The following is a 26994-nucleotide window of genomic DNA, read 5'->3' on the forward strand; positions in this document are numbered from 1 at the left end:
GTGCTCACGTACTAAGTACGCTCCGCTCCGGTTCTCGGAACCCACCATTTTCGACTCGGCCTGACCTAAATCTGACAGGTCCTAGCTGTCGAATGCGGTCCTGAGCGTTTCGAACGGCGCCAGCGCACCGCGAACCTGCACAACCGCGGCGGCGACTTTGTGCGCGCGGCGCGCCGCGTCGGCGGGTGCATGGCCGGCGAGCCGGGCAGCAAGATAGCCTCCGTTGAAGGAGTCGCCCGCGCCGGTCGTGTCGACAGGGGTGGCAACATGCACCGCGTCAACGAATTGTGAAGCGCCGTTCAGCGCGATCAAGGCCGGCTGCTCGCCATTTTTGACCACGACCTCGCCGGTCAACCTGCCGAGGCGGTCGGCGGTCGCCTGCGGCGTCGGATCCCCGAACAGCATCTGCTCGTCCGGAAAGGTCGGCAGCGCGATGTCGGTAACGGCAAGCGCCTCCAGGATCGCTGTCTGGGCTGCCTCGCGGCTCGGCCACAGACGCGGCCGGTAGTTCGGGTCGAAGGCGACGAGCGCGCCGGCGGCCCGGGCTGCAACTATGCCCGCCAGCAAAGTCTTCCGCGCGGCCTCGTTCAGAATTGCCAGGGTGATTCCAGAAAAATAGACAAGCGCCTGGTTTTCAAGGCTTTTCGCCAGCGCTGCCGGATCGGAGGCGAGCTGGCGCGCTGCCGCGTCGCTTCGCCAATAGGTGAAGGCGCGTTCGGCTCCGGTGAGCGTGATGGCGTAAAGGCCGGGGCGCGCGCCGGCAATGAGCGGACTGTTGCCGATGCCGATGCCGTTCCGGGCGAAGAAGGCGATCTGGTCGCGCGAGAAGGGGTCGTCGCCGAAGGCCGAGACATAAGTCGCGGGGCGCTCCGGGCTCAGCGCGTGCAATGCCCACAGCGTGTTGAAGGTGTCGCCGGCAAAGCCCATGCGCCAGCTGTCGCCGGTCTGTCCCGACAATTCGATCATGCACTCGCCGATCGACGCGATACCCTTGGCGGCCATATGGGCGTATCCTTCTTAAGGTCTTGTTGCTGTAGCTTTTTGCGGCCGGCAGCGCCATGCTTGGCTGCCGGCGAATTTTGCGCCAGAAACGATTTCCCACAGGCAGTGCGGGACGTGACGAGCGGCCCGCGACGTTATCAGCCGAAGAGGAACGGGTTTGGCATCGATATGGCGTTACATCCTTGCGGGTCTCGGCCTGGCCGCGCTGCTGGTCGGCATCGTGGCCGTCGTCTATCTGAGGCTGCCGCATTCGGTGTCCGGTCCAGACCTGTCGCGCTCCAAGAAGACGTCGAACGGGCTGTTCGTCGCGAGCTTCGAGCCGGAGCGCGGCGTCGTCCGGCAGGGCGAGCTGCAGTCCTGGCTGCTGACGCTGAAGACCGCCGCCGGCGCGCCGGTGGAGGGGGCGGCCATTACCGTTTCCGGTGGCATGCCGCAGCACGATCACGGCCTGCCGACCAGTCCGCAGGCGACCGATTATCTGGGCGAGGGGCGCTACCGCATCGACGGCGTGAAGTTCACGATGGGCGGCTGGTGGCAATTGCATTTCGCCATCTCGGCGGCGGCCGGTTCCGATACCGTCGTCTTCAACATCGTGTTGTGAGCGTGCAATGAGGCGTCTGACGAGCGTTACTTGCCTCTTGGCTTTGGCTGCTCTCGCCTTGCTGGGTGGCTGCGGCGAGCCGCAGTTCAGCGACGCCGAGAAGAAGACCATTGCGTCGATGGCGCTGAGCACGCTGCCGTCATTGAAACCCGACACCACGAACCGGTATGCGGATGCGCCGGCGGCTGCCGCGCTCGGCTCGACACTGTTCTTCGATGTCGGCATGAGCCGTGACGGCACGGTGTCCTGCTCGACCTGCCACAAGATCGACCGGCAGTTCCAGGACGACCTGCCGCAGGCGGTCGGCGTCGGCCACACCAACCGGCGCACCATGCCGCTGGCGGGCGTGGCGCGCAATCCGTGGTTCTTCTGGGACGGCAGGCGCGACAGCCTGTGGGCGCAGGCGCTGACGCCGCTTGAAAACCCGCTGGAGCAGGCCGGCAACCGGGCTGCCTTCGCGCATTACATCGAGAAGCGGTTCGGCGAGCGCTATGAGCGCATTTTTGGGCCGCTGCCCAACCTTTCCACCGTGCCGGCCAATGCCAGCCCGCTCGGCACCGACGCCGAGAAGGCGGCGTGGAACGTGATGGCCGCCGCTCAGCAAGATGACGTCAACCGCGTCTATGCAAATATCGGCAAGGCGATCGCCGCCTTCGAGCGGTCGATCGAACCTCAGCAGACGCGCTTCGACCGCTTCGCTATCGATCTCGCGACCGGCGCCAAACCCGAAGGGGACGCGGCTTTCTCGCCGGAAGAGATCCTCGGGCTGAAACTGTTCATCGGCAAGGCCAATTGCGTGACCTGCCACAATGGTCCGCGCTTCACCGACAACGCCTTCCACAACACCGGCGTACCGCCCGTCGAAGGCCTGCCGCCGGACCGCGGGCGGGTCGATGCGGCGGCGCAGGTCGAGGCCGACCCGTTCAACTGCCTTGGCAAATTCCGCGACGGCGACGACAGCGCCTGCCGAGAGCTGCGTTTCATGGTCAAGGACGGTCCGCAAATCATGCGCGCCTACAAGACGCCGTCGCTGCGCGGCGCGGCGGATCGCCCGCCTTACATGCATGCCGGCCAGTTCTCGACGCTCGAGGAAGTGGTGGCGCATTATTCGAAGGCGCCGCCCAGCGTCGAAGGCGTATCGGAAGTGCACCCGCTCGACCTGTCCGATCGCGAGCGCGCGGCCTTGGTGGCGTTCCTTAAGACGCTATCGGACTAACGATCCTTGACCGTCTCCATCGCCACGAAGGTGGACGTCTGGGCGACATGGGGCAGGGCCGAGATGCGTTCGCCGAGCACTCGGCGGTAGGCGGCGATGTCGGTCGTGCGGACCTTCAAGAGATAGTCGAAGCTCGACGCCATCATGTGGCATTGCTCGATCTCCGGCACGCCCTGCACCGCGCGGTTGAAGGCGTCGAGCGCCGCCGAGCGCGTGTCCGACAGCTTCACCTGGACAAAAGCGACATGGCCTTCGCCCATGCGTTCGCGGTCGATGATCGCGCGGTAGCCCCTGATATAGCCGTCTTTCTCAAGTCGTTTCACACGGGCCTGCACCGGCGTCTTCGACAGGCCAACCTTCAAAGCCAGTTCCGACATCGAAAGCCTGCCGTCGCGCCCGAGCGCGGACAGGATATTTCGGTCGATGCGGTCCAATTGGTCTTCAGTCACGGATTTGGCAGTCAAAAACATGCAAATGGTGCCCATATGATAGATCGATCGGACTATCTTGTCGATTTCTTTGGACCGACTGAAATTCGCGACTGTGCTAGCTTGCGCCATTCGGTCCGGCGACCGCCAGACCGTTCGCTCACGCTCGCTTTCATGGACCCGATATGTCGCTCGACGCCATCCGCCAGCAGATCCGCGCCAATTATTTGCCCGACGAAGACGAGGCGGTGAAGCGCCTGTCGGCGGCGGCGGGCTTGTCAGCCGAGGAGCGCAAGGCGATCTCGACCCGCGCCGCCGATCTGGTGCGCGCGGTGCGCGGCTCGACCGATCCCAGGCTGATGGAGGTTTTCCTCTCGGCCTATGGCCTATCGACCAAGGAAGGCGTGGCGCTGATGTGCCTGGCCGAGGCGCTGCTGCGCGTGCCCGACACCGAAACGATGGACGATCTCATCGCCGACAAGATCGCGCCGCATGATTGGTCGGCGCATTCGGGCGGCTCAAGCTCGATCTTCGTCAACGCCTCGACCTGGGCGCTGATGCTGACCGGCCGCGTGCTTGATGAAGGCGAGGGCGGCATCGAAGGCACGCTGCGCGCCATGGTGCGCAGGCTGGGCGAGCCGGTGATCCGCAAGGCGGTCGCCGCGGCGATGCGCGAGATGGGCGAGCAGTTCGTGCTCGGCCGCACCATCGCCGAGGCGGTCAAGCGCGGCCGGCCGATGACGCAGAAGGGCTATCTCTATTCGTTCGACATGCTGGGCGAGGCGGCCCGCACCGAGGCCGACGCGCTGCGCTACCACCGCGCCTATGCGGATGCTATCTCGTCGCTCGATGCCGGGTCGAACGGCCCTGACATCCGCTACAATCACGGCATTTCGGTCAAGCTCTCAGCGCTGCATCCGCGCTACGAGGTGGCGCAGCGCGAGACCATGCTGCCGGTGATGGCCGAGCGGCTTCTGTCGCTGGCGCTTGCCGCCCGGCATTCGCGCATGGGCCTCAACATCGACGCCGAGGAAGCCGACCGGCTCGATTTGTCTCTGGATGTCATCGAACGCGTTCTGGCGGAGCCGGAGCTCGGCGGCTGGGACGGTTTCGGCGTCGTCGTACAAGCCTATGGCCCGCGCGCGGCCTTCGCCATCGACTGGCTCTACGCGCTGGCGAAGAAATACGACCGCAGGATCATGGTGCGGCTGGTCAAGGGCGCCTATTGGGACACCGAGATCAAGCGGGCGCAGACGCTCGGGCTCTCCGGCTACCCGGTCTTCACCCGCAAGGTGAACACCGACGTTTCCTACATCGCCTGCGCGAAGAAGCTTTTGTCGATGACCGACCGCATCTATCCGCAGTTCGCCACGCATAACGCGCATACGGTCGCCGCGATCCTCTCGATGGCGAGGGACCGCGACAGCTTCGAGTTCCAGCGCCTGCACGGCATGGGCGAGGCGCTGCATGAAACCGTGCGGCAGGCCGAAGGCACGCGCTGCCGCATCTATGCGCCGGTCGGCGCGCATTCCGACCTGCTCGCCTATCTGGTCCGGCGTTTGCTGGAAAATGGCGCCAACTCCTCCTTCGTGCACCAACTGACCGACGAGGAAGTCGAGCCCGAGGAGATCGCGCGCGACCCGCTCACGGCGGTCGAGACGCAAGGGCCGGCGGCCAACCCGGCAATCGCGCGTCCAGCCGCGATCTTCGGCGCCGGGCGCCGCAACTCGAAAGGCTTCGACATCACCGACCCGATGACGCTCGCGGCCATCGACAAAGCGAGGGCCGCGTTTGCTGGCGCTGATAGTTGGCACGCTAAGCCTGTCACCCGCGCGGCCGGCTACGGCAAGCAACGCCAGATCGTCAATCCGGCCAAGCCCGATGAGGTCGTCGGCACGGTGCATGAGGCGGCGGCCAAGCAGGTGGCGACCGCCGTGCGCATCGCCGTCGACGCGCAGCCCGCCTGGGCGAAGCGCCCGGTTGCGGAGCGCGCCGCGATCCTCAACCGCGCCGCCGACCTCTACGAGGCCAATGCGGCCGAGTTCTTCGCTCTCGCCACCCGCGAGGCCGGCAAGTCGCTGGCCGATGGCGTGGCGGAAGTGCGCGAGGCGGTCGACTTCCTGCGCTATTACGCGGCCGAGGCGGCGAATGCCGAGGTGGGCACCGAGGCGCGCGGCGCGATCGTCTGCATCTCGCCGTGGAACTTCCCGCTGGCGATCTTCACCGGCCAGATCGCGGCGGCTTTGGTCACCGGCAATTCGGTCATTGCCAAGCCGGCGGAGCAGACGCCGCTGATCGCGTTCCGCGCCGTCGAGATGCTGCGCGAGGCCGGCGTGCCGGAGGATGTCATCCAGCTTCTGCCGGGCGACGGCCCGTCGGTCGGCGCGCCGTTGACCGCCGATCCGCGCATCGCGGGTGTGTGCTTCACCGGCTCGACCGAGGTCGCCAAGCTGATCGAGAAGCAACTGGCCGAGACCGCGGCGCCTGATGCCATGCTGATCGCCGAAACCGGCGGCTTGAACGCCATGATCGTCGATTCAACCGCGCTGCCGGAGCAGGCGGTGCGCGACATTCTCGCTTCCGCCTTCCAGAGTGCGGGGCAGCGCTGCTCTGCGTTGCGCGTGCTCTACGTCCAGAAGGATGTCGAGAAGAAGATGCTGGAGATGCTGAAGGGCGCGATGGAAGCGCTCAACATCGGCAATCCGTGGGCCATCTCGACCGATGTCGGGCCTGTCATCGACGACGAGGCGCAGGCTTCGATCAGCGACTATTGCAAGAAGAAGGGGCTGGAAGGCCGGCTGATCGCCAAGCTCGAAGCGCCGGCTTCTGGCCGTTTCGTCGCCCCGCATGTGTTCCGCGTCAAGGGCATCGAGGAGATGGAGCGCGAGGTGTTCGGCCCGGTGCTGCACGTCGCGACTTTTGACGCCGACGAGATCGACCAGGTGATCGCCGCCATCAACCGCAAGGGCTACGGCCTCACCTTCGGCCTGCACACGCGCATCGAAGGCCGCGTCCAGCATTTCGTCGACGGCATCCATGCCGGCAACATTTATGTCAACCGCAACCAGATCGGCGCCGTGGTCGGCTCGCAGCCCTTCGGCGGCGAGGGGCTTTCGGGCACAGGCCCGAAGGCCGGCGGACCGCATTACCTGCGGCGTTTCCGCAAGGGGCCGGAGGCCGGCACGGAGGTTGGGGACGGCCACAAGGTGACCGCGACCGAGCTTGCCGACAATCTGCCGGATCCGGCGCTTGGCGGCTGGTCGACGCGGCCGGATCGCGTCGCGATCCTCCGCAAGCATCTGCGCGGCAAGGGCGCGGCGGCGATCGCCGCTGCGGCAAGCCTCGATTTCGGCCAGGTCGACCTGCCCGGACCGACCGGCGAGGCCAATACGCTGTCGCTGGCGCCGCGCGGCCGGGTGCTTTGCCTCGGCCCGGACACTGAGACGCTGCTTGCCCAGACGATCCAGGCGCTCGCCGCCGGCAATGCGGTGCTGGCGGTGGCGCCGGGCGCACCGGCGGCGCTGTCGGCGCTGACCGGCAAGGGCCTACCGCTGGCGGCGATCGACGGCCGGCCCGATCCGGTCGAGGCGCGCTCGCTGCGTGTCGATGTCGTCGCCTTCTCCGGCACGCCGGAAGCGGCGCGCATCGTGCGCAAGGTGATCGCCGACCGCGCCGGGCCGATCGTGCCGCTGGTCAGCGAAGTGCTGAACCCCGCGGCCTACGCGCATGAGCGCGCGGTCTGCGTCGACACGACGGCAGCGGGAGGCAACGCCAGCCTGCTCGCCGCAGCTTAGGCGCAGGGCAAAAACGATCTATCGAAGGCGCGTGTTAAGCGCCTTCCACGACCGAAAATCCTTCGAACTGCGGATGGCCCAGGTAATGCACTTTCGAACCGCCGGCGTTGCGGTGGGCGGCGCGGAAGTTTTCCGATTTGGTCCAGGCGACGAAATCGTCCTGGCTGGCCCAGACCGTGTGCGAGGCAAACAGCGTGTAGCCCTCGGTCTCATTGACCGGACCGCGCAGCAGGTGGAATTCCTTGAAGCCATGCATCTTGGAGAGGCTCGAATCGCGATTCTCCCAGACGTCCTCGAAGGCTTCTTCCGAGCCGTTCTGGACCTTGAAGCGGTTCATGGCGATGTACATTGGTTTCCTTTCGAAATGGCGAGTCGAGGGTGATGATTTGGGGGCGGGGGCTTTCAAAACGGGCCGATCGCACCGGTGAATTCCAGGCGGTTTCCGATCTTCGCCGGGATGGGAGGGAAGGGCGCCGCCTTGCGCACGAAGCCAAGGACGATCTGATCGAAAGTGTCCGAACCTGAGCTTTCGACGACACGCAGCTCGTCTATGGTGCCCTGTTTGCCGATGACGAACGTGACGACCGTGTTGCTGCGTGCCGAAGCCTGCAGCGAAGGCGGGACGGCCCGGTAGACGCGGCCGAGCTTGCGGATCACATCGCTGCGGTAATTGTCTTCCGCCCTGGTGCCCGCCTCGTTCTGCCTCTTGCCTTTGCTGACTGCCGGCTCGGACCGGGTCTGACCATCGGCAGCACCGCTCTTTTCAGCCGTTAGCGGGTTAGCGGCCGCCGGCCTTGCAGCGGGGACTGGCGGTTGTGCCGGCGTCGGCGGATGGCTGGCGCTTTGCTGCTGTTGAGCAGGGGTAGTCTCAGTCGGCCTCGTGTCCGGCGCTACGCTGTCGGCGTCGTTCCTAGGCGCGTCGGTGACGAGTATGTCCGGATCGACCGGGGGCTTGTTGGGCTCGGCCCGTGTTTCCACGGCTTCGACCGGCGGCGTCTTTTCAGCCGGCGGTGCCGCTTCGGCTGGCGGCATCGGTTTCGCCGGCGGCCGGGGAGGCGGCACCAAGGCGACGTTGATCGACTGCTGCTCAGGGTTGAGGGCGCTGCCGGCAACGTTGGCGCCGGATCGATCGCTGCCTTCCGCCTGCGCCGGATCCTGGAGATTGGCCTTCGAGCCCGGCGAGATCAGGAAGGCGGCGGCCACCGCGCCGTGGACCAGGCATGATGCGGCAATCGCCATCGTCCACTTGCCATGTTCGCCGCGCGGGCGTGGTCCGGCCAACGCCTCGCCGGGAGCGGCCGTCAAAACGCTGTCGGTATCCGGGATGTCGCTGGTGTCCTGCATGGCGCGGGCCGGAAACTGCCGCGACAAGCGGGAAATTGTCAAATCAAGATCGGTTGCCGCAAACAGCGCGACACGCATTCCAGGCGAAGGCCGGAGAACGGCGTTGCGCGCGAGTGCCGGCTCCATCTCCACGGCCGATTCAGACCCCGAAAGCGATGCTGGTCCTGGTAGATGTCTTCAGGCCACGCATGCAGGCGGCCGGCTCGACGCCGGTGCCGGCGCATTCGGTCGCGCTGTTAATCAGCACGCGGCTGAGCTTGCCGCAGTCGGCGCCGGCAAGGTCGAAGCGGGTGACCTTGGTCTTGCCGGCCGGCAGGTCCTTGAAATCGAGCACGGTGAGGCGGTCGACGACGCCGGCCTCCTTGAACAGCGCGATCTCGAAAGCCGCCTTCGACAGGTCGGCGCCGAGCGCGTTGTTGACGACGAAGGTCAGCCGGCAGCCTTTGTCCGAAGGCTGCGCCGCGTTGAGCTCGAGGCTCAATGCCGCACCTTGGGCCGGAGCCGGCGCGGACTGAGCCCACGCCGGCGCTAGGCTGAGCGACATCGCCAGTGCCGAGGTCAAGAGGCGAAGCGGTGTCGTCGGGCTTTTCATCCCTCAGCCCCCGAAGCGCATGGTTGCCGCCAGCTTCAGCGTGACGCCAGGCTCGTAGAGAACTGCGGTCGTGCTTCCGTTGAGCGGGTTGGTGTATTTGACGTCGAAGAGATTGTCGGAGCGGAAGTCGAGCTTGAGCTTGTCCGTCGCCTGGTAGCTGGCGAAGGCGTTGACCAGGGTGAAGTCCTTGGCCACCGGATTGCCCTTGGGCTTGCCGTTGTATTGCACTTCGCCGCCGACGGTCAGCTTGTCCTCGAGGAAGCGCAAGCCGAGCTGCGCCGTCACCTGCGAGGAGGGGATGGTGGCGAGGTCGGCCCGCTCGCCCTGATACGAGATGGTGTGGCCGTTGATGATGGAGGCCGACAGTCCGGCATAGCCCCAGCCGGCGTCGTAGACGCTTTCCAGCTCGAAGCCGTTGATCTTGGCCTTGGCGAAGTTCTGGTACTGGAAGCAGATCGGAATGCCTGGGCCGAACGGACAGCCGCTGGTCGGGTCGAAGGGCGAGAGCGTCACGCCGTCGATATAGTCGTCGACATTGTTGTTGAAATAGGCGGCCTTGAGCCGCAGCGCGTCGCCGCCTTCGATGATGTCGTTCTGCTTGTAGTTGACGCCGAACTCGACGGTCTTGCCGGTCTCGGGCTTCAAGTTCGGATTGGGCAGGAACGGGAAGCTGACGCCGGCGGGATGGTTACCGCTGATCAGCGTTTCGGTCAGCGAGGGCGAGCGGTAGCCTTCGGCATAGGTGCCATAGAATTGCAGGCCGGCCAGTCCGACGGTTTCAAAGGGCGAGACACCGACGGTGATGCGCGGCGAAACCCGGTCGCCGGAGGTCTCGTTCGTGTCGTCCTTCAGGCTGTAACTATCGTAGCGCAGGCCGCCAATGACCTCGAGCCACTCCCAGGTCAGCTTGTCCTGAATGTAGGCGCCGGACACGTTGCGCTTGCCCGACGGCGTATAAAAACTGTCGCCGCCGGCGCTGCCGCCGGTATCGACATCGTCGCCGACCCAATCGCCGCCATAGGTCAGCTCATGTGCGACGCTCGCCATCTCGAAGCGCGACGTGTTCCAGATGTCGATGCCGGTCGTGCCGACATCGAAGGTGGACAGCGAGCCGGCCGGCAGCACCACGGGCAGGCCAGTGGTCGGATCGAAGCGGTTCTGCGCGGTAAGCGTCGTCAGGTCGAGCAAGGTCTTGTTGTAGGAGGCGTTGATGTGCAGGTCGAGCCAACTCTTGGCGTCGTCGGTGATGTTGTAGCGGGCGGTAAAAGTGTTCGACTTCAGATCGACATCGTTGGCAGGCACGCCGCCGCTGGTCTCGGTCCAGCCGTCCTTGGAGCCGACCCAACCGAGCTTCAATTCGCTGTTCTCGGTCGGGCGTATTGTGGTCTTGAGCATGCCGCTCAGCACACCGAAACCGGTGCCGGCAACGGTGTCGCCGCCGCCGTTCTTGTAGTCGCCATAGTCGCGGTAGACGATGTTGCCGAGAACATCCCAGTTGTCGTTGATCTTGTAGGCGCCGGTGGCGCTGGTGGTCCACCCCTTGCCGTTGCTTTCATAGCGCCCGGTCAGCGAGCCGGCCCAGGTCTCTTCCGGCCTGAGGAAATCCGCGGCGTCCTTGGTGTCGAAGAAGACGACGCCGCCGATGGCGCCGGAGCCGTAGGTGTTGGCGACCGGACCGCGGATGACGTCGACCGACTTGATGAGCTCGGGATCGACATAGAAGGTCGACTGCGTGCCGTGGTCGGAGCGTTGGAAATCCTGCCTAGCGCCGTCGACGATCACCGCGACGCGGCCGAAATCCTGCAGGCCGCGGATGTTGATGCTCGAAGAGACACGCCGCGCGTCGGCCTGCACGGCGACGCCGGGCACGCCGAGCAGCATCTCGTTCGGCGTCGTCGCCATGCGGCGGTCGAGCTGTTCCCGGTCGACATGGCTGGCCGAGGCCAGCGACTGGATCGCCGTTTCGCCGGTGCGGCTGATGACGAGGATCTTGTCGAGCAGGGTTCCTTCGGCGGCGGCCTTCTCATCAGCCCTCTTTTTCTGCTCGGCCTGCTGGTCGGCTGCCGGCTGCACGGCCTGTTGAGCTTTTGCCGCTGATACGCTGATTGCGATCGCCGCCGCTCCGGCCATCAAGATGGCAATGCCGCATGCCATCGATTGGAAGCCCGGACCCGCGCTATTGCCCGCCAGGCCCGTCCGTCCCCAAGTCACCAACCCCATGCCCCAACTCCAGATTTTCAGGCTCGTAGCTGGCTGGCCAGTGGCTCGCTCGCATTTTTGATCACGTCCGGCGTCTTAAATGTTGACTCATTTACTCCGGTAATGCACTGACTAGTAAACATGATTATTCGAGTCAAGAATTGAATCGGCAATTTATGAGGCTGCGGCCAAGGCAGCCGTCAGAGGAAAGGGACCGACCCGATGAACATGCACAATCCCAACGATTTCCGCTATCGCGTTCGCCGTCCGGAAGACGCGCAGATGCGCTACGAACGCGTGCCTTTGGCGGTGAGGACGCTCTCCAGCAACACGCTATTCCAGGGCGAGCATGAGATCGGCATCGAGCATCATGGCGCGCTCTACCGCTTGAAGATCACCCGCCAGGGCAAGCTGATCTTCAACAAGTGACCCGAAGCGGCAGACGAGCAGACATCAGGCATCACAGGTGAACGATATGGACCAGCGCGTAAAACCGTCGCCGGAGGAAATCCGGCGGGCGCGAGAAGAAAATCCGAAAATGCGGGAGCGCGATCTTTCGGCGCAACTGGGCATTTCGGAAGCGGAACTGGTCGCGGCGCAATGCGGCGTCGGCGCGGTGCGCGTCGAGCCGCGCGTCAACGACCTTTTGACCGGCCTCGAGGCGGTCGGCGAGGTGATGGCGCTGACGCGCAACGAAAGCGCCGTGCATGAAAAGATCGGCGTCTACGACAAGGTCGTCACCGGCAACCACAACGCCATGGTGCTTGGTGAAAACATCGACCTGCGCATCTTCCCGAAAGTCTGGGCGCATGGCTTTGCCGTCGAGAAGCGCGACGATGGCGAGATCCGCCGCAGCCTGCAGTTCTTCGACGCGGCAGGCGAGGCGATGCACAAGGTGCATCTGCGCCCGGCCTCCAACCTCTATGCCTACCAGAAACTGGTGGCGAGCCTCGAATCGTCGAACCAGGAGCCGGCCGTCGCGATCCTCCCAAGCGCCGCGGAAGGAGAGGGCGAGGGGCAGGGTTCGGTTGCCTCGACCGACGAGCTGCGCGACCGCTGGAGCCGGCTGACCGACGTGCATCAGTTCTTCGGCATGCTGAAGACGCTGAAGCTCAGCCGCCGCGAGGCGGTGCGCATGGTGGGCCAGGACTATGCCTGGCTGCTCGACAAGGACGCGGTCAGCGCCATGTTCCATCACGCCGCTGCAGGCGGGATGCCCATCATGTGCTTCGTCGGCAACCGCGGCTGCATCCAGATCCATTCCGGCCCGGTCAAGTCGGTCAAGCCGATGGGGCCATGGATCAACGTCCTCGACAAGACCTTCCACCTGCATCTGAGGACCGATCACATCCACGAGGTCTGGGCGGTGCGAAAGCCGACCAAGGACGGCCATGTCACCTCGCTGGAGGCTTATGACCCCAAAGGCGGCATGATCATCCAGTTCTTCGGCAAGCGTCATGAAGGCGAAGGCGAGCGGGAAGACTGGCGTTTCCTGGCCGAGAACCTGCCCCGCAGCCCCACCGCTGCATAAGGTAGCACCCAATGCGCTTTGCTCTCAATTTCCGCGCGGCGCTTGCCCCGATGCTCGGCGTCCTGCTTGCCGTGGCCACGCAAACAGCTAAGGCGGGAGAAGGCACGGTTGTCTTTTCCGACTCCTCGCGCATCGCCTCCATAGGCGGATCGATCACCGAGATCGTCTACGCGCTCGGCGAGGAGGGCCGTCTCGTCGCCCGCGATTCGACCAGCACCTATCCCGAGGCGGCGGCGAAGCTGCCGGATGTCGGTTACATGCGGGCGCTCTCGCCCGAGGGTGTCCTGTCGGTCAATCCGACCGGAATCCTGGCGCTGCAGGGCAGCGGCCCGAAAGAAGCGGTCGACGTGCTGAAGAAATCGAGCGTGCCTTTCATCGAGGTGCCGGATCACTTCAACCATAAGGGCATCCTCGAAAAGATACGCATCGTCGGCAAGGCGCTGGGGGTTGAAGCCAAGGCGGAGAGGCTGGCCGCGGAGACGGACGCGAAGCTGACGTCAGCGGAAAAGCAGACGGCCTCGATCAAGGACCGCAAGCGCGTGCTGTTCGTGCTGTCGACCCAAGGCGGCAAGATCCTTGCCGCCGGCAGCGACACCGCGGCCGATGGCATCATCAAGCTTGCCGGTGCGGTCAACGCGATCGAGGGCTTTTCCGGCTACAAAGGAATGACGGACGAGGCGATCGTCAGCGCCAAACCGGATGTCATCCTGACGATGAAGGGCGGCGGGCCGCCGATCTCGGAAGAGGAGCTGTTCGCCAACCCTGCCGTCGCCTCGACCCCGGCAGGCACGAACCGCAAGATGATCGGCATGTGGGGCGGCTATCTGCTCGGCTTCGGCCCGCGCACGGCCGAAGCGATCCACGATCTTGCCGTCTCGCTCTATGGCAATCAGGTCACGGACTGAGCGGCGATGTCCGAACAGTCCATTGCCGGCGCGGGCAGGGCGATGACGGCCGAGGGCGATCGTTCAGCGCGGGCAAGGTTCGTCATCGCGCTTTTGTGCCTGGCGCTGGCCCTTTCCGTGTTCCTGTCGCTGACGTCGGGCGCTTCCGATGCATCCGCCGTCCGCGTCATTCGCGACTCGGTCACCGGCGCCATACCGGCGGATGCGGCGCTTGCCGCGCGCGACCAGTTGATCGTCTATGACATCCGCATGCCGCGCGCGCTGCTCGGTGTGCTCATCGGCGCCGCGCTCGCCATCTGCGGCGCTGTTATGCAGGGCCTGTTCCGCAATCCGCTTGCCGACCCCGGCCTGATCGGCGTTTCCGCCGGCTCCAGCCTCGGCGCGGTGGCGATCATCGTGCTCGGCACCACCTGGCTTGCGCCCGTCACGCTTGCGTTCGGCACGCTCGCCTTGCCGTTGGCGGCCTTCTTCGGCGGGCTGGCGGTGACGTTGCTGCTTTATGCCATCGCCACGCGCCAGGGACGGACGTCGGTCGCCACGATGCTGCTTGCCGGCATCGCCATAAGCGCTCTTGCCATGGCGCTGACCGGCGTCCTCATCTTCATGGCCGACGACCGGCAGTTGCGCGACCTGACCTTCTGGCAGCTCGGTTCGCTTGCCGGCGCGACATGGCCGAAGATCGGCACCGTCGGGCCGGTGATCATCCTGGCGCAGGCCGCGATGCCGTTCCTGTCGCGCGGCCTCAATGCGCTGGCGCTGGGCGAAGCGACCGCCGGCCATCTCGGCATTCCGGTGCAGCGGCTGAAATACGCGGCCATCGTCGGGGTGTCGGCGGCGGTCGGCGCTTCGGTCGCCGTCAGCGGCGGCATCGGCTTCGTCGGCATCGTCGTGCCGCATGTCCTGCGCCTCGCGATCGGACCGGACAATCGCTATCTGCTGCCGGCGTCAGCCTTGCTCGGCGCCTCGCTGCTGCTGCTCGCCGATTCGGTTGCCCGCACCATCGTCGCGCCGGCCGAACTGCCGATCGGCATCGTCACCGCGATTGCAGGCGCGCCGTTCTTCCTGTGGATCCTGCTGCGCAAGCGCGGCATCGTCGATTTGTGAGGCCGCGATGATCGAAGCGCGTGACATTTCGGTGGCGATCGCGGGCAAGCGCATCGTGTCGCATGTCGATTTCGCGGCGCGGCCGGGCGAGGTCTCGGCCATCGTCGGACCGAACGGATCCGGCAAGACGACCCTGCTCAAGGCGCTGACCGGCGAGCTCGCCTATACCGGCACCGTAACACTCAACGGCCGCGACCTCGCTTCGATGAAACCGGTGGAGGCGGCGACGCTGCGCGCCGTGCTGCCGCAGGCCACGGCGCTGTCCTTCCCGTTCACCGTGCGCGAGATCGTGCGCCTTGGCCTGATCGGCGGGCGCTCGGGCGTGCTGCCCGGCGAGGATACGCGGCTCCCCGAGCGGGCGCTGGCGCGTGTCGACCTCGATGGCTTTGCCGGCCGCTTCTACCAGGAGCTTTCCGGCGGCGAGCAGCAGCGCGTGCAGCTAGCCCGTGTTCTCTGCCAGGTCTGGGCGCCGGTGCTGGAAGGGCGGCCGCGCTATCTCTTTCTCGACGAGCCGGTCTCCAGCCTCGACGTCAAGCACCAGCTCATCATCATGAACATCGCGCGCGATTTCGCACGGCGCGGCGGCGGCGTGGTGGCGATCCTGCACGACCTCAATCTGACGGCCATGTATGCTGATCGGATTTTCGTGCTCTCCCGTGGCCAGCTGGCGGCCGCCGGTGCACCGGTGGATGTGCTGAACGATGAACTGATCGAGAAGGTGTTCGACTGCAGGCTCAAGGTCGGCGCGCTCCCCGAAGGAAGCATGCCGTTCGTGTTGCCGCAGTCCGCCGCCTAGGCCGCCGGGGCGCGCTGCTCCAGAAGGTCGATGCCCAGCAGGTGACGCACGTTCGGGCGCGCCGCGATCAGGTCGGCGATCGTGTAGCGCGAAAGCACGGCGAAGAAGGCGTTGAGCGCTTCGCGCAGCGCCGAATTCAGGGCGCAGCTGTCGACCAGCGGGCATTCGGCCGCGTCATTCTCGAAGCATTCGGCCATGGCGAAGCTCTCTTCGGTGACGCGCACGACATCGAACAGGCTGATCTGCTCGGCCGGACGGCCGAGCCTGACACCGCCGTTGCGGCCACGCACGGTTTCGACAAGGCCGGCCTCGACCAGCGGCTGCAGGATCTTGAACAGGAAGAGTTCCGACACCGAATAGGCGGCGGCGATCTCGGGGATGCGGCTCAGCCTGTCGGTATTTGCGGCGCAATACATCAGGATGCGCATCGCATAATTGGTCTGGCGCGTGAGCCGCATGGTATCCTCGCGAAAATATTAGCTTAAAGCCGAATATGGCCCATAGTTTGGAACAATTCCAGACTGGACCGGACCATAGCTGAATAATCGTGTCAACTTTTTGTGCGCGCCGGCGGGGATGGTGACCCGATATGGCTCCCAAGGTTCGAGCGAGCGTTTCGCGGGCGCAGGCACTAGATAGAGGCGGGTGTAAAATAGGAAACGGCCTTTTCATGTCTCAATCAGCTCCGGCTCTCGCGCCGGCTCGATTCGACGCCGATGCGCAGGCAAAGCGCTCGGCGCTGCGGCGGACCAAATTCATCGCCGCGGCCGCGCTTGCGCTGTGCATCCTTGTCTTTGCGCTGGCGAAGTCCTTCCAGGCTGCCTATCCGTGGCTCGGCTTCGTCGCCGCTTTCGCCGAGGCGGCGACCATAGGCGGCATCGCCGACTGGTATGCCGTGGTGGCGCTGTTCAGACGGCCGCTCGGACTGCCCATTCCGCACACGGCGATCATTCCGGAGAACCAGCACCGCATCGCCGACAATCTCGGCCGCTTCATCGAGGCCAATTTCCTGGCGCCGGAGCCGGTGCGCGAAAAGCTTGCCGAGGTCGACTTCGCCGCTTTGGTCGCCGACTGGCTGGCCGACGCCGAGCGTGCCGCCGGCCTGTCGCGATTCGTCGCGCGGCTGGTACCGCAGACGCTGACAGCGGTGGAGCAATCCGGCCTGCGCGACTTCGTCACCAGCCGCATGCTGGAGCAGATCGAAAAGGTGCCGCTGGCGCCTTTGGCCGCCGACCTGCTGTCGGCGCTGACCGACGATCGCCGCCATCAGAAGCTGTTCGATGAATTCACCAGGGTCGTCGGGCGCTTCCTCAATGACGAGCAGGCGCTGGCGACGATGCGCGAGAAAATCCGCGAGGAATTGCCGTCGCTGTTCAACCTGTTTCGCGCCGATGCTTACCTCTTGAAGAAAATCGTCGCCTCAGCGGGCTCGCTGCTGGATGAGGTGAGGGCCGATCCCGATCATCCGATGCGGGCTGAATTCGACCGTTTCGCGCTTGCCTTCATCGAGCGGCTCAGGACCTCGAAGCAGTATGCAAGGCGCGCCGAGAAGCTGAAGCGCGATTTCCTCGGCCGCCCGGAGGTTAGGGCGCTGGCCGGCGATGCCTGGGCGAGCCTGCGCCTGTTCATCGAGCAGGACGTCAATGCGCCGAATTCGACGATCCGCGAGCACCTGGCGAATATGTTCGTCGAAATCGGCCGGCGTCTGGCCGATGACGCGCAGATTAGGGCCGACATGAACCAGGGCTTTGTCGTGGCGCTGTCCTCGTTCGTGGAAAGCCAGAAGAGCGGCGTGTCGAAATTCATCGCCGACCAGGTCAAGCGCTGGGACCTGGCGCAGCTGACGCGGCTGATCGAGACGAATATCGGCAAGGACCTGCAATATATCCGCTTCAACGGCATGATCATCGGCGGGCTTGCCGGCCTGGCGCTCTATACGGCGGAGCGGCTGTTTCTGGTCAATTGACGCCGGCCCGGCGTGCACTATTCTGCCTTGGGTCCTAAGCAATTCCGGACGGAAGGCTACGGCAAAGTCGCCGAGCCTAACCGTAAACACTTTTCCTGGAATTGTTCTTGGGACGCCGCGAACGCGGCAAACGGGAGGCAGGTATGGCAAAACAACCGGAATCCGACTCGTTCCTCGACATGTTCAGCAGGTTCGGCCGCGACCTGAAACTGCCGAATGTCGATGTCCAGGCGATCCTCGATCATCATCGCAAGAACCTCGAAGCCCTGGAAAAGTCGGCGAGGGCAGGCGCGGCCGGCGCCTCCTCGGTGCTGGCGAGGCAGCATGAGATGGTGCAGAACGCCATCAACGAGATCACGCGGATGGCGCAGAACTACCAGACGCCCGGCAACCCGCAGGACCTGATGAGCAAGCAGGCTGAATTTGCCCGCAAGTCGTTCGAGACGACGCTGAAGAACGCCAGCGAAGTGGCTGACCTTGTGCGGAAATCCAGCACTGAATCGGTCGAGATCCTGCGCGACCGGATCAGGGATGCGATGGCTGAAATCCGCGCCGGCTACGAAAAGAAATAGGCTGCCCGGCGGTTTCGGACCCACATCGACTGGCATGCGATGCAACCGGTCCAAGCGCGGGCGCGTTCTCCGCTTGCCATGAAAGCATCAACTCTGCCGGCGAAAATTGCGAAGCGTCGAATTGACAGAGGCTGCCGCTTCATGGTCGGGAGACAGGCTAGAGTGACGGGAAAGCCGGAATGACCGAACCACGGCGGAGAACGCCGCCGACTTTTGAACAGTTGCGCACGATGTCCGGGCAGGAGCTTGGCGTGTCCGATTGGACGACGGTCGACCAGCGGCGCATCGACCAGTTCGCCGAATGCACGGGCGACCATCAGTGGATCCATGTCGATCCCGAGCGTGCAAAGCGGCAGAGTCCGTTCCGCACCACGATCGCGCATGGCTATCTGACCTTGTCGATCATCGGCGCGCTGGCGCTGGAGATGGGCATCGTGCCGGAAAACACGCAGGCCGCCTTCAACTACGGCTTCGACAAGGTGCGCTTCCTGGCGCCGGTAAAAGCCGGGGCGCGCATCAGGCTGCGCATCACGCTGCTTTCCATGGAAGACCGCGGCCCCGGCCAGTATTTGATGAAGGCCGCCAACACCGTCGAGATCGAAGGCGAGCAGAAGCCGGCGCTGACCGCCGAGACGCTGGTGATGATGTATGAGCGCCGTAAGCGGGCGGGCGCTTAGAGGCCGTTTGGAAATTCTACTCCGGCGGCCATCGCCAGAGCGAATTTCGAAACAGCCTCTCGGCCGTAGTCATCCATGATAGCCAAGGCAGATCGCGCCTAGCGCGACAACGCCGCAGGCCGCAATGCGCTTCGGCGTCAGCGTCTCTCCCAGGAAGAGCCGTCCAATCAGCACCGCGAAAACCACGCTCGTCTCGCGGATGGCCGTGATTGGGCCGGCCGGCCCGAGCGCGAAGGCCGCAACCACGGCGCCATAGGCAATCAGGGCGAAAATCCCGCCGCCAAGCGCCTTCAGCGCGTCCGGCGAACGAAAGTCCACCGTGAGCTTGCCGCGGCAGATGATGAAGGTGGCCGGCAGCAGCACGCCGTAGGTCAACAGCACCCAGGCCGTGTAGGCGCCCGAGCTTCCCGCCGAGCGGACACCGATGGCATCGACCGTCGCATAGGCCGCGATGATCACGCCGGTCGCCAGGGCATAGAAAATTGATTTGGTCGCCGCGCGCCCTTTGCCAAGGGAAAGGCTCATGATGCCGAGCGCGGCGAGGACGACGCCAAGGGTCTGAAGCGTGCTCAGGCGCTCGCCGGCCAGAACGAAACCACCAACCGTCACCAGGAGCGGCACAGAGCCGCGAACGATCGGGTAGACCTGTCCCAATTCACCGTAACGGTAGGCTGCCACCAGAAAGAGGCTGTAGCCGACCTGAAGGCATGCTGACAGAACGATATAGGGCCAGGCCGATGACGCCGGCAGGGGATGGAAGATCGCCAGCGGAATGGCGGCCACCGTCGCTGAAAAGCTCATGACCGTGACGGTCCACAGCCTGTCGCTGCCGGTTCGCAAGAAGGCGTTCCAGCTGGCGTGCAGGATCGCGGCGAACAGCGCCAGGCCAATGACTGTAGCGCTCATTGCAATCTCTCCCGCGCGGCGAGGATGGCCATTACCGCCTTGCGGGCTTCGCGAATGGCGGTGTCTGGCTGTCCCATCCGGGCCATCAGCGTCGCGCCTTCGATCAGCATCAGCAGGGCGGCCGAAATACTGTCGGCCTCGTCGGCGGGCATCATCTCTTCGAGGATCAGCTCCATCCGCCGCTTGAGGTCATTCTTCTGCCTGGCGGCGGCCTGGAACACCGGGTGCGCCGGATCGCCGAACTCGGCCAGGGCATGCGCGAACAGGCAGCCATGGAAGTCGGCGCTGTGAAACCAGCGACCGTACCAGTCGAAGATTATGCCGATTTTCTGTTCGGGCATGGCCGCCGTTTCAGCGAGACGGTCGAGTTGACGCTCGAAGCGCCCCGCACGGTAGACCAGGACCTCGACCATCAAATCGTCCTTGCTGGGGAAATGCCGGTACATGGTCATCTTGGCCACACCGGCTTCGGCGATGATGCGGTCGATGCCGGTGGCGTGAAAGCCCGCGCGCTTGAACAGCCCATAGGCGGTTTCAACGATGTGCTGGCGCTTGTCGGTTCTGGTCGGTTCGGTCATAGTAGCAACTAGGGTGAGACAGGTCTGTCTATCTACGCCCGCGCGACGAGGCCTGTCAATTGCCGGCTAGGCCGGACGTGGGAGACAAGCGCAACCGGCATCCGGCTTTGAGCTCCGCAAGACCGCTTGGGCAATCGGTGGTCGCGCCTACGCGGCTTTGAGGCGGGATGCCGCCATCGCCTTGTCCAGGGCCCTGAAAATGCGCTGGTCTTCGCATTGCGCCGCGTTGAAGCGCATGAAGCGGCCGGCGGTATGCGACAGGCTGAAGGCGTTGCCGGGCGCCAGCACGACATTGTCCGACAGCGCATGGCGGGCGACATCGGCGGCATCGATGCCGTCGGGCAGGCGGCACCAGAGGAACATGCCGGCCGGCTGGTCGATCCAGGGCGTGATGCCCATCGCCTTCAGTCTGCCGGCGGTCTCGGCCATGGCGCGCGACAGGCGCGTGCGCAACTGCTCGACATGCTTGCGGTAGCTGCCGTCCTTCAAAAGGGTCAGCACCAGTTCAGCGGACAGCCGCGCACCGCCGAATGTCGTGGCGATCTTGAGATCGGTCAGGCCCTCCATCCAGTCGGGTGGCGCGGCGATGAAGCCGCAGCGCACCGAGGCCGACAGCGTCTTGGAGAAGGAGCCGATCTGGATGACGCGCTGCAGTCCGTCAAACGCCGCGAGCCTCGGGGCAGGGCTGTGTTCGAAGTCGGCAAAGATATCGTCCTCGACGATGGTGAGATCCGCCTGGTCGGCGAGCTTCAGCAACCGATGCGCGGTGACCGGCGACAGAATCGCGCCCGTCGGGTTGTGGATGCCGGAATTGGTGATGTAGAGGCGCGGGCGGTGCTCGGCGAGCGCGGCGGCGAAAAGCTCGATATCCGGACCCGAAGGCGTGTAAGGAACGCCAACCACTTTGGCCTGGTGCGCGCGCAACAGCGCATGGAAGTTGAAATAGCAGGGGTCGTCGACCAGCACGGCATCGCCGGGTTCGAGCAGGAAGCGGCACAAAAGGTCGATCGCCTGGGTGCCGCAGTCGGTCAGCATGATCTGGTCCGGCGAGACCTCGATGCCATGCTCGGCCATGCGCCTTGCCAGCAATTGGCGCAGCGGCGGCAGGCCAAGCGGCGTGCCGTAGTCCGCAAGCGCCACGTCCTCCGCGCGGGCCGCGCTGCGCAACGCCCGGCGCAAGGCGGCCTGCGGCATCCAGGAGGCCGGCAGCCAGCCGCAGCCGGGCTTCAGAATCTCTTCACCTGCTTCAAGTGATTGCCTGGAAACCCAGAGCGGGTCGACGGCGCGGTCAAGCCGAGGGCCGATCTCGGCCAGCGACAATGGCGCAAGCTGGCCGGCGGCGTAAAAGCCGGAGCCGGGCCGCGAACGGATCGTGCCCTCAGCTGCCAGCCGCTCATAGGCCTCCACCACGGTCGACTTCGAAACCTGCATGGCTCTGGCCATAGCCCGTATCGATGGCAGGCGGGCTCCGGGCGTCAGCGTGCGCGCCGCGATACGCTGACGGATTGCCGCCATGACGGTTTCGACGAGGGTGGCGCCGCTGGCATTTGGGCCTGATACGTCCATCTGTACTTCCCTGCCGACCATTACAGTTTTGTAGAATTGTACTCCATTGTCTCTGGCAACACCATGGCCCGCGCCGGTACGGAAGCGCAAACGGAGCAGATCATGGAAAAGAGTTTCGACGGCTGGCTCAGCGGCTTCATCGGCGTGCTGATCTTCAGCGGATCACTGCCGGCGACGCGGATAGCGGTGATGGATTTCGACCCGACCTTCCTGACGGCGGCCAGGGCGGCGATCGCCGGTCTGCTCGGGATTGCGATGCTGCTGCTGTTCCGCGAGAAGCGTCCGGAGCGAGGGGATCTGATCTCGCTCGCCGTCGTTGCGCTGGGTGTCGTGGTCGGCTTCCCGCTGCTGACGGCGCTGGCGCTGAAGCATGTCACTTCGGCGCATTCCATCATCTTTGTCGGCTTGCTGCCGCTGGCGACCGCGATCTTCGGCGTGCTGCGTGGCGGCGACCGTCCGCGCCCGGCTTTCTGGCTGTTCTCGTGCCTGGGCAGCGCTCTGGTCGCCAGCTTTGCCCTGGCCCAAGGCGTGACCGCCTCGCCGGTCGGCGACGGCCTGATGCTTGGCGCCATCATCGTCTGCGGGCTGGGCTACGCCGAAGGGGCCAAGCTGTCGCGCAAGCTCGGCGGCTGGCAGGTGATCTGCTGGGCCTTGGCGCTGTCACTGCCGGTGATGCTGGCGCTGAGCTTCGCGACGCTGCCGCCATCCTTCGCCACCATCGGTTCCGGCGCCTGGATCGGCCTCGCCTATGTCTCGCTGTTCAGCATGCTGATTGGCTTCGTGTTCTGGTATCGCGGCCTCGCGCAAGGCGGCATCGCCGCCGTCGGGCAGTTGCAGCTCCTGCAGCCCTTTTTCGGGCTGGCGCTGGCGGCAAGCCTGCTGCACGAAAAGGTCAGCCCGATGATGGTGGTCGTCACGCTGGGTGTCGTGGCCTGCGTGTTCGGGGCGAAGAAGTTCGCGCGGTAGGGGCTTGGTGAAATTGAGCCCTATTCGTTTTGAGGTGGGTCAAATGAACAGTAGGTTTCGTCAGCCACCCCACGATGTGTCTTGCCGAAGCTGCTGAAATTGCGACCATCCCATTCAGCAACCGACTCCGCACAGTCTGCCTGATCACCATTTAAGCCGTCTATCCATCGGGCCTTTATCAATCGACTATCCAACGAGTATTTCAGTTCCAAATTCGAGTATTCCATACCGCCAAGCGGGAAATCCCAAACTTTTCCACTATTTGTATCCGCGAAATACACACATAAATAACCTGTACCGCATCCGATTTCGATAATCGTGTAATGTCCGGCAAAATTCGCGCCGGATTTCATCGCATCTGATATTCTTGTGCGATATTCCCGCGCCCCGCGGTCTCTGCCATCGAACTGAGGCAGTTTAACAGGCCCGTTTTGAAAAACCCTCGCCGGAAAGGTTTCGAAGCTCAATTCATCGCCGGGCGATATCTTCGCCTCATCAGACGGCCACTCCATCGATACGCTCGAATCGAGAACGTCGCATCGAAAGAAGGTGCCTTTGTCGGTATGGTCCATGCCAACAATGTTATTGAAATCCTTGCCGTCCCAATTGAAATCCTGCTGCGTGCATAGGACTTTTTCGCTGTTAAGCCATGCCGCCTTTATCAATCGGCTTTTCACATTATAGACCAGTTTCAAGCTGCTTGTGCCTTCCCCACCCAACGGGAAGGCGTGGATCGCGCCGCTTCGTCCGTCGACAACCCAAGCAGATTTACATTCAGTGCCGCATGCCACTTCGGCGATCGTATAGTGTCCGGCGAAATTGTAGCCGGATTTCACCGCTTCCCTAATTTTGGCTTTGGTTTCCGGCGTCCAGTTTGGTCCGTTGAAGCGAGGCATTGCCCCAGGGCCTTCGGGGGTCGGCTTTGCAGGGTATTTCTCAAAGCGCGGCGCATCCCATCCTGGCGATGCTGCCGCAGGGGCGGGTGGCCAATCTGGGGTTGCCCCACGGCTTACTTGCTCTGCAGCAGCCGCATCAACCGTAGAAATCAGCAACACAAACAAAAATAAGTACGAAGCAAGCCTCATTGCCCTCAGCCCAACATACATTGGTTTATTCCAATATGATGTTCACTTTATGTTCCTTATAAAAATACTGCAAGCACGATAAGCGCGGACGCTCGCCGCCTTTGCCTAGCGCGTGCTAAAACTTCGTCACCACCCCGATGCCGATCCCTTCGAAGCCGCCCATCGCCATTAGGGCGGCCGGAGCCTCTTCGAGACTGATCTTCTTGCCGACCAGCAATTCGGGCTTCAGCTTGCCGGTGCGGATCATTTCCATCATCGCGGAATAGCGGTAGGCCTGCATGCCGTGGCTGCCGAGGAGTTCGAGCTCGAAGGCGATCACCTTGTCCATCGGCACTTGCGGACGGGCATGTTCGCCCAGCATCAGCCCGACCTGAACGTGGCGGCCGCGCCGGCGCAGGTTCGAGATCGAGTTGAACGAGGTGGTCGGGTGTCCCAGCGCGTCCATCGACATATGCGCGCCGCCATTGGTGATCTGCTTGACCGCCTTGACCACGTTCGGCGTCGTCGAGGCGTTGATCGTCGCCACGGCGCCGATCTTTCTGGCAAACTCCAGCTTCTCGTCGGTGAGGTCGATGGCAATCACATTGGCGCCCATGGCGCTGGCGATCATGATCGCCGACAGGCCGACGCCGCCGCAGCCATGCACGGCGACCCATTCGCCGGGCGTCACCCGGCCCTGGTCGACGATGGCGCGGAAGGAGGTGACGAAGCGGCAGCCGAGACTGGCGGCGGTAGCGTATTCCATCTCCTCGGGCAGGCGCACGAGATTGGTGTCGGCATGTTCGATGCCGACATATTCGGCGAACGAGCCCCAGCCGGTGAAACCCGGCTGTGTCTGGTGTTCGCAGACCTGATGGTTGCCGGAGGTGCATTCGAAGCAGCGGCCGCAGCCGACGGCGAAGGGCACCGTGACGCGATCGCCGGCCTTCCAGCGGCTGACCTGCTTGCCGGCGGCCACGACGACGCCCGCCAGTTCATGTCCAGGGACGTGCGGCAGCGTGATGCCGTCATCATGGCCCATCCAGCCGTGCCAGTCGCTGCGGCAAAGACCTGTAGCCTCGACCTTGATGACCACACCGTCGGCGGCCGGTTTCGGATCCGGCACGGTCTGGATCGTCGGCGCTTCGCCGAATTTCTCGAAGACGACGGCTTTCATCGGCAACTCCCACATTTTTGAGGTGACGATAGCCGATTCCGCCGCCGGTCGACCGGAAATCGATTCTGCCAGTGTCGGGGCCGGCGGGTTGCGCGGCTAAACCGGCTGCTCGCGGAAATCGGCCAGCCGCGTGTCGTCGGGCGCAAGCACGCCGGCATCGGCCTGGCTGCACTGGCGTTCTGGGCGGTGACGCTCAGAGTGGGGCGTTAGTTATGGTGGGGCATCAAGCAATGGCTGCCGTTTGCGAAACCATTCGTCGGCTTCGGCATCCCATGGCCAAACACCGGACGTTGTCGGAAAGATAAGCTGCATAATCCGGAAATCCGGGCCGTCGTAGAACCATATGTCCCAGCCGAAATATTCTGGGTAGTGATCGGGATGGACCGCACCGAATTGGCAGTCGAAGCCACCTCCCAGAAAGCCCGACGCCCGCTCACCAACACGGAACCTCTCGCCGTCGCGCACGCGTCGGCAGTATTCGTTGCATCGAGAGCTCCGGCTTGAGCCCGATGACGACCAATTCAGGGACGCCAAAATTGTGCTCGATCCCGACCGAATAGCGAATGGCGGATGCTCGTCCTCCTCCAGCACGTAGAGGATATGACAGCCGTACTCTTCGATGTCGGCGAGTGCCTTGGCCTCCTCGGCATCCTTGGCTTTCCTATTCGGCATCGATCTGGTTCTGCGGCGCAGCCTTCTGGAACGCCGGCAGCGCCATGCAGGCGGCGTTGATGCGGGCAATCACCGGATAGGGCGCCATGTCGACGCCGAAGCGGGCGTTGTTGGTCACCTGGGCGGCGAGGCAAATATCGGCGAGGCCCGGTGTGTCGCCGTGGCAGAAGGTGCCGGTCTCGGGCGAGGAGGCGAGAATCTTTTCAAGCGGCTGGAAACCTTCGTTCACCCAGTGCCGGAACCAGTTGACGACGTCCTCGTCGCCGGCGCCGAACAAAGCGCGCAGCGAGGTCAGCACGCGCAGATTGTTCACCGGATGGATGTCGCAGGCGATCATCTGCGCCAGCATGCGGACGCGCGCACGGCCCAGCGCATCCTTCGGCAGCAGCGGCGGGTTAGGCTCAATCTCGTCGAGATATTCGATGATCGCCAGCGACTGGGTCAAAAGCCTGCCGTCGTCCAGCACCAGCGCCGGCACCAGGCCTTGCGGGTTGACCGCGAGATAGGCGGGCTCGAGATGCTCGCCGTGGCGCAGATGATGCGGCACATAAGTGTAGTCCAGGCCTTTCATCGCCAGCGCGATCCGCACCCGGTATGAGGTGGAGGAGCGGTAGTAGTTGTGGAGGATGAGCTCGCTCATCGCCTCGGCTGCCCGATGATCACCTCGACGGTGCCGATGCCGTCGACCCCGCCGGTAATCCTGTCGCCCGACTGGACCGCGCCGACGCCGGCCGGCGTGCCGGTGAAGATCAGGTCGCCCGGCCGAAGCTCGACCGCTTCGCTGCAGATCGAGACGATGTCGGCGATCGGCCAGATCAGCTCGGCAAGATCGCCGTCCTGCTTCACCGCGCCGTTGACGGCGAGCCAGATGCGGCCTTTCTCCGGGTGGCCTGATTTCGTAGCCGGAACCAGCGGACCGCAAGGTGCTGACTGGTCGAAGGCCTTCGACCAATCCCACGGACGGGCAGCTTTCTTCGCCTGATCCTGCAGGTCGCGGCGCGTCAGGTCGACGCCGACGCCGTAGCCCCAGACATGAGCGAGCGCATCGGCGCGCGGAATGCGGAAGCCGGCCTTGCCGATGGCGACGACCAGCTCGATCTCGTGATGCAGGTTCGAGGTCAGCGGCGGGTAGGGTATCTCGGCGCCGCTGTCGACAACCGCGTCGGCCGGCTTGGTGAAGAAGAAGGGTGGGTCGCGCTCGTCATTGCCGAGCTCACGCGCGTGTGCTGCGTAATTGCGGCCGACGCAGAAGATACGGCGCACGGCAAACCGTTCCGCCGTTCCGGCAATGGCGACCGAGGCGATTGCTGGCGGCGGAAGGACGAATTCTGGCATGGA

The 26994-nt window shown here is 64.4% G+C and carries 27 protein-coding genes; 12 read left to right on the forward strand and 15 right to left on the reverse strand.

The window, feature by feature from the left end:
* Positions 1-81: 81 nt before the first annotated feature.
* On the reverse strand, positions 82-1002 hold the full coding sequence (locus EN862_RS07265; RefSeq protein WP_127863456.1) for a sugar kinase: 921 nt from the start codon (positions 1000-1002) through the stop codon (positions 82-84).
* A gap of 157 nt (positions 1003-1159) precedes the next feature.
* Between EN862_RS07265 and EN862_RS07270 the strand changes: the two genes are divergently transcribed.
* The gene (locus tag EN862_RS07270; RefSeq protein WP_127863457.1) at positions 1160-1603 is read left to right on the forward strand and encodes a FixH family protein; all 444 of its coding nucleotides are present in this window, start codon (positions 1160-1162) and stop codon (positions 1601-1603) included.
* 7 nt (positions 1604-1610) lie between these two features.
* The gene (locus EN862_RS07275) at positions 1611-2819 is read left to right on the forward strand and encodes a cytochrome c peroxidase (protein WP_127863458.1); all 1209 of its coding nucleotides are present in this window, start codon (positions 1611-1613) and stop codon (positions 2817-2819) included.
* Here EN862_RS07275 and EN862_RS07280 read toward each other — a convergent pair.
* The gene (locus EN862_RS07280) at positions 2816-3268 is read right to left on the reverse strand and encodes an Lrp/AsnC ligand binding domain-containing protein (protein ID WP_126088729.1); all 453 of its coding nucleotides are present in this window, start codon (positions 3266-3268) and stop codon (positions 2816-2818) included. The two genes, EN862_RS07275 and EN862_RS07280, sit on opposite strands and share 4 nt — an antisense overlap.
* Before the next feature lie 164 nt (positions 3269-3432).
* On the opposite strand from EN862_RS07280, the gene putA reads away from it, so the two are divergent.
* Entirely contained in the window at positions 3433-7041 is a 3609-nt protein-coding gene (gene putA / locus EN862_RS07285) for a bifunctional proline dehydrogenase/L-glutamate gamma-semialdehyde dehydrogenase PutA (protein ID WP_127863459.1), read from the forward strand.
* A gap of 34 nt (positions 7042-7075) precedes the next feature.
* Here the strand turns inward: putA and EN862_RS07290 are convergent, their stop codons facing one another.
* The 4 genes from EN862_RS07290 to EN862_RS07305 form a co-directional block, all read right to left on the reverse strand.
* Positions 7076-7390, reverse strand: coding sequence for an antibiotic biosynthesis monooxygenase (locus tag EN862_RS07290; RefSeq protein WP_127863460.1), 315 nt, complete (start codon positions 7388-7390; stop codon positions 7076-7078).
* Positions 7391-7443: 53 nt separating this feature from the next.
* A complete protein-coding gene (locus EN862_RS07295) occupies positions 7444-8385 on the reverse strand; it encodes a TonB family protein (protein ID WP_127863461.1) in 942 nt (313 codons plus the stop codon).
* Between the two features lie 139 nt (positions 8386-8524).
* Positions 8525-8977 carry a hypothetical protein gene (locus EN862_RS07300; protein ID WP_127863462.1) on the reverse strand — a complete coding sequence of 151 codons (453 nt, stop codon included), beginning with the start codon at positions 8975-8977 and terminating at the stop codon, positions 8525-8527.
* Between the two features lie 3 nt (positions 8978-8980).
* Positions 8981-11197: a TonB-dependent hemoglobin/transferrin/lactoferrin family receptor gene (locus EN862_RS07305; protein ID WP_127863463.1), complete on the reverse strand. Its 2217-nt coding sequence runs from the start codon at positions 11195-11197 to the stop codon at positions 8981-8983.
* A gap of 201 nt (positions 11198-11398) precedes the next feature.
* Between EN862_RS07305 and hemP the strand changes: the two genes are divergently transcribed.
* The 5 genes from hemP to EN862_RS07330 are packed head-to-tail and all read left to right on the forward strand — an operon-like array spanning position 11399 to position 15512.
* The gene (gene hemP, locus EN862_RS07310) at positions 11399-11605 is read left to right on the forward strand and encodes a hemin uptake protein HemP (protein WP_127863464.1); all 207 of its coding nucleotides are present in this window, start codon (positions 11399-11401) and stop codon (positions 11603-11605) included.
* 46 nt (positions 11606-11651) lie between these two features.
* Complete coding sequence (locus tag EN862_RS07315) at positions 11652-12707, forward strand: hemin-degrading factor (RefSeq protein ID WP_127863465.1); 1056 nt, start codon at positions 11652-11654, stop codon at positions 12705-12707.
* 11 nt (positions 12708-12718) lie between these two features.
* On the forward strand, positions 12719-13612 hold the full coding sequence (locus EN862_RS07320) for a hemin ABC transporter substrate-binding protein (protein ID WP_127863466.1): 894 nt from the start codon (positions 12719-12721) through the stop codon (positions 13610-13612).
* Between the two features lie 6 nt (positions 13613-13618).
* Positions 13619-14716: an iron ABC transporter permease gene (locus EN862_RS07325; protein ID WP_127863467.1), complete on the forward strand. Its 1098-nt coding sequence runs from the start codon at positions 13619-13621 to the stop codon at positions 14714-14716.
* Between the two features lie 7 nt (positions 14717-14723).
* Entirely contained in the window at positions 14724-15512 is a 789-nt protein-coding gene (locus EN862_RS07330) for a heme ABC transporter ATP-binding protein (protein WP_127863468.1), read from the forward strand.
* Here EN862_RS07330 and rirA read toward each other — a convergent pair.
* Positions 15509-15970 (reverse strand): iron-responsive transcriptional regulator RirA, encoded by a 462-nt coding sequence (rirA, locus tag EN862_RS07335; protein WP_040982432.1) that lies wholly within the window; start codon positions 15968-15970, stop codon positions 15509-15511. The genes EN862_RS07330 and rirA overlap by 4 nt on opposite strands.
* Positions 15971-16182: 212 nt before the next feature.
* Between rirA and EN862_RS07340 the strand changes: the two genes are divergently transcribed.
* The 3 genes from EN862_RS07340 to EN862_RS07350 all read left to right on the forward strand — a co-directional run bounded on the left by EN862_RS07340 (position 16183) and on the right by EN862_RS07350 (position 18727).
* Positions 16183-17478 carry a DUF445 domain-containing protein gene (locus tag EN862_RS07340; RefSeq protein WP_127863469.1) on the forward strand — a complete coding sequence of 432 codons (1296 nt, stop codon included), beginning with the start codon at positions 16183-16185 and terminating at the stop codon, positions 17476-17478.
* Positions 17479-17621: 143 nt separating this feature from the next.
* A complete protein-coding gene (phaP, locus tag EN862_RS07345; protein WP_127863470.1) occupies positions 17622-18050 on the forward strand; it encodes a TIGR01841 family phasin in 429 nt (142 codons plus the stop codon).
* A 179-nt stretch (positions 18051-18229) separates the two neighbouring features.
* Positions 18230-18727: a MaoC family dehydratase gene (locus EN862_RS07350; RefSeq protein ID WP_112127469.1), complete on the forward strand. Its 498-nt coding sequence runs from the start codon at positions 18230-18232 to the stop codon at positions 18725-18727.
* A 69-nt stretch (positions 18728-18796) separates the two neighbouring features.
* Here EN862_RS07350 and EN862_RS07355 read toward each other — a convergent pair whose 3' ends face one another.
* The 3 genes from EN862_RS07355 to EN862_RS07365 form a co-directional block, all read right to left on the reverse strand.
* The gene (locus EN862_RS07355; protein WP_127863471.1) at positions 18797-19633 is read right to left on the reverse strand and encodes a DMT family transporter; all 837 of its coding nucleotides are present in this window, start codon (positions 19631-19633) and stop codon (positions 18797-18799) included.
* Complete coding sequence (locus EN862_RS07360; protein WP_127863472.1) at positions 19630-20211, reverse strand: TetR/AcrR family transcriptional regulator; 582 nt, start codon at positions 20209-20211, stop codon at positions 19630-19632. The genes EN862_RS07355 and EN862_RS07360 overlap by 4 nt, the downstream gene beginning before the upstream one ends.
* Before the next feature lie 147 nt (positions 20212-20358).
* Positions 20359-21777: a PLP-dependent aminotransferase family protein gene (locus EN862_RS07365; RefSeq protein WP_127863473.1), complete on the reverse strand. Its 1419-nt coding sequence runs from the start codon at positions 21775-21777 to the stop codon at positions 20359-20361.
* Between the two features lie 102 nt (positions 21778-21879).
* Between EN862_RS07365 and EN862_RS07370 the strand changes: the two genes are divergently transcribed.
* A complete protein-coding gene (locus EN862_RS07370) occupies positions 21880-22743 on the forward strand; it encodes a DMT family transporter (protein WP_127863474.1) in 864 nt (287 codons plus the stop codon).
* Positions 22744-22763: 20 nt separating this feature from the next.
* On the opposite strand, the gene EN862_RS07375 is transcribed toward EN862_RS07370, so the two are convergent.
* From EN862_RS07375 to EN862_RS07395, 5 genes are all read right to left on the reverse strand, one after another.
* Positions 22764-23849, reverse strand: a complete 1086-nt coding sequence (locus tag EN862_RS07375) for a hypothetical protein (protein ID WP_127863475.1) — start codon at positions 23847-23849, stop codon at positions 22764-22766.
* A gap of 94 nt (positions 23850-23943) precedes the next feature.
* A complete protein-coding gene (locus EN862_RS07380) occupies positions 23944-24984 on the reverse strand; it encodes a zinc-dependent alcohol dehydrogenase family protein (protein WP_127863476.1) in 1041 nt (346 codons plus the stop codon).
* A gap of 210 nt (positions 24985-25194) precedes the next feature.
* Complete coding sequence (locus tag EN862_RS07385; protein WP_127863477.1) at positions 25195-25656, reverse strand: DUF4262 domain-containing protein; 462 nt, start codon at positions 25654-25656, stop codon at positions 25195-25197.
* The gene (gene maiA, locus EN862_RS07390) at positions 25646-26296 is read right to left on the reverse strand and encodes a maleylacetoacetate isomerase (RefSeq protein WP_127863478.1); all 651 of its coding nucleotides are present in this window, start codon (positions 26294-26296) and stop codon (positions 25646-25648) included. Before maiA ends, EN862_RS07385 begins: the two co-directional genes overlap by 11 nt.
* Positions 26293-26991 carry a fumarylacetoacetate hydrolase family protein gene (locus tag EN862_RS07395; RefSeq protein ID WP_127863479.1) on the reverse strand — a complete coding sequence of 233 codons (699 nt, stop codon included), beginning with the start codon at positions 26989-26991 and terminating at the stop codon, positions 26293-26295. The genes maiA and EN862_RS07395 overlap by 4 nt, the downstream gene beginning before the upstream one ends.
* Positions 26992-26994: the final 3 nt, after the last annotated feature.

It is taken from the genome of Mesorhizobium sp. M2E.F.Ca.ET.219.01.1.1 (genome assembly GCF_004016445.2).
Lineage (GTDB): Bacteria > Pseudomonadota > Alphaproteobacteria > Rhizobiales > Rhizobiaceae > Mesorhizobium.

Coding starts and splice junctions, on each gene's coding strand:
- EN862_RS07305 (WP_127863463.1), bottom strand. CDS start 11,197: ATGGGGTTGGTGACTTGGGGACGGACGGGCCTGGCGGGCAATAGCGCG.
- EN862_RS07320 (WP_127863466.1), top strand. CDS start 12,719: ATGCGCTTTGCTCTCAATTTCCGCGCGGCGCTTGCCCCGATGCTCGGC.
- EN862_RS07355 (WP_127863471.1), bottom strand. CDS start 19,633: ATGAGCGCTACAGTCATTGGCCTGGCGCTGTTCGCCGCGATCCTGCAC.
- rirA (WP_040982432.1), bottom strand. CDS start 15,970: ATGCGGCTCACGCGCCAGACCAATTATGCGATGCGCATCCTGATGTAT.
- EN862_RS07315 (WP_127863465.1), top strand. CDS start 11,652: ATGGACCAGCGCGTAAAACCGTCGCCGGAGGAAATCCGGCGGGCGCGA.
- EN862_RS07330 (WP_127863468.1), top strand. CDS start 14,724: ATGATCGAAGCGCGTGACATTTCGGTGGCGATCGCGGGCAAGCGCATC.
- EN862_RS07290 (WP_127863460.1), bottom strand. CDS start 7,390: ATGTACATCGCCATGAACCGCTTCAAGGTCCAGAACGGCTCGGAAGAA.
- hemP (WP_127863464.1), top strand. CDS start 11,399: ATGAACATGCACAATCCCAACGATTTCCGCTATCGCGTTCGCCGTCCG.
- putA (WP_127863459.1), top strand. CDS start 3,433: ATGTCGCTCGACGCCATCCGCCAGCAGATCCGCGCCAATTATTTGCCC.
- EN862_RS07365 (WP_127863473.1), bottom strand. CDS start 21,777: ATGGACGTATCAGGCCCAAATGCCAGCGGCGCCACCCTCGTCGAAACC.
- EN862_RS07300 (WP_127863462.1), bottom strand. CDS start 8,977: ATGAAAAGCCCGACGACACCGCTTCGCCTCTTGACCTCGGCACTGGCG.
- EN862_RS07395 (WP_127863479.1), bottom strand. CDS start 26,991: ATGCCAGAATTCGTCCTTCCGCCGCCAGCAATCGCCTCGGTCGCCATT.
- EN862_RS07265 (WP_127863456.1), bottom strand. CDS start 1,002: ATGGCCGCCAAGGGTATCGCGTCGATCGGCGAGTGCATGATCGAATTG.
- EN862_RS07385 (WP_127863477.1), bottom strand. CDS start 25,656: ATGCCGAATAGGAAAGCCAAGGATGCCGAGGAGGCCAAGGCACTCGCC.
- maiA (WP_127863478.1), bottom strand. CDS start 26,296: ATGAGCGAGCTCATCCTCCACAACTACTACCGCTCCTCCACCTCATAC.
- EN862_RS07275 (WP_127863458.1), top strand. CDS start 1,611: ATGAGGCGTCTGACGAGCGTTACTTGCCTCTTGGCTTTGGCTGCTCTC.
- EN862_RS07340 (WP_127863469.1), top strand. CDS start 16,183: ATGTCTCAATCAGCTCCGGCTCTCGCGCCGGCTCGATTCGACGCCGAT.
- EN862_RS07370 (WP_127863474.1), top strand. CDS start 21,880: ATGGAAAAGAGTTTCGACGGCTGGCTCAGCGGCTTCATCGGCGTGCTG.
- EN862_RS07350 (WP_112127469.1), top strand. CDS start 18,230: ATGACCGAACCACGGCGGAGAACGCCGCCGACTTTTGAACAGTTGCGC.
- phaP (WP_127863470.1), top strand. CDS start 17,622: ATGGCAAAACAACCGGAATCCGACTCGTTCCTCGACATGTTCAGCAGG.
- EN862_RS07380 (WP_127863476.1), bottom strand. CDS start 24,984: ATGAAAGCCGTCGTCTTCGAGAAATTCGGCGAAGCGCCGACGATCCAG.
- EN862_RS07325 (WP_127863467.1), top strand. CDS start 13,619: ATGTCCGAACAGTCCATTGCCGGCGCGGGCAGGGCGATGACGGCCGAG.
- EN862_RS07375 (WP_127863475.1), bottom strand. CDS start 23,849: ATGTATGTTGGGCTGAGGGCAATGAGGCTTGCTTCGTACTTATTTTTG.
- EN862_RS07360 (WP_127863472.1), bottom strand. CDS start 20,211: ATGACCGAACCGACCAGAACCGACAAGCGCCAGCACATCGTTGAAACC.
- EN862_RS07295 (WP_127863461.1), bottom strand. CDS start 8,385: ATGCAGGACACCAGCGACATCCCGGATACCGACAGCGTTTTGACGGCC.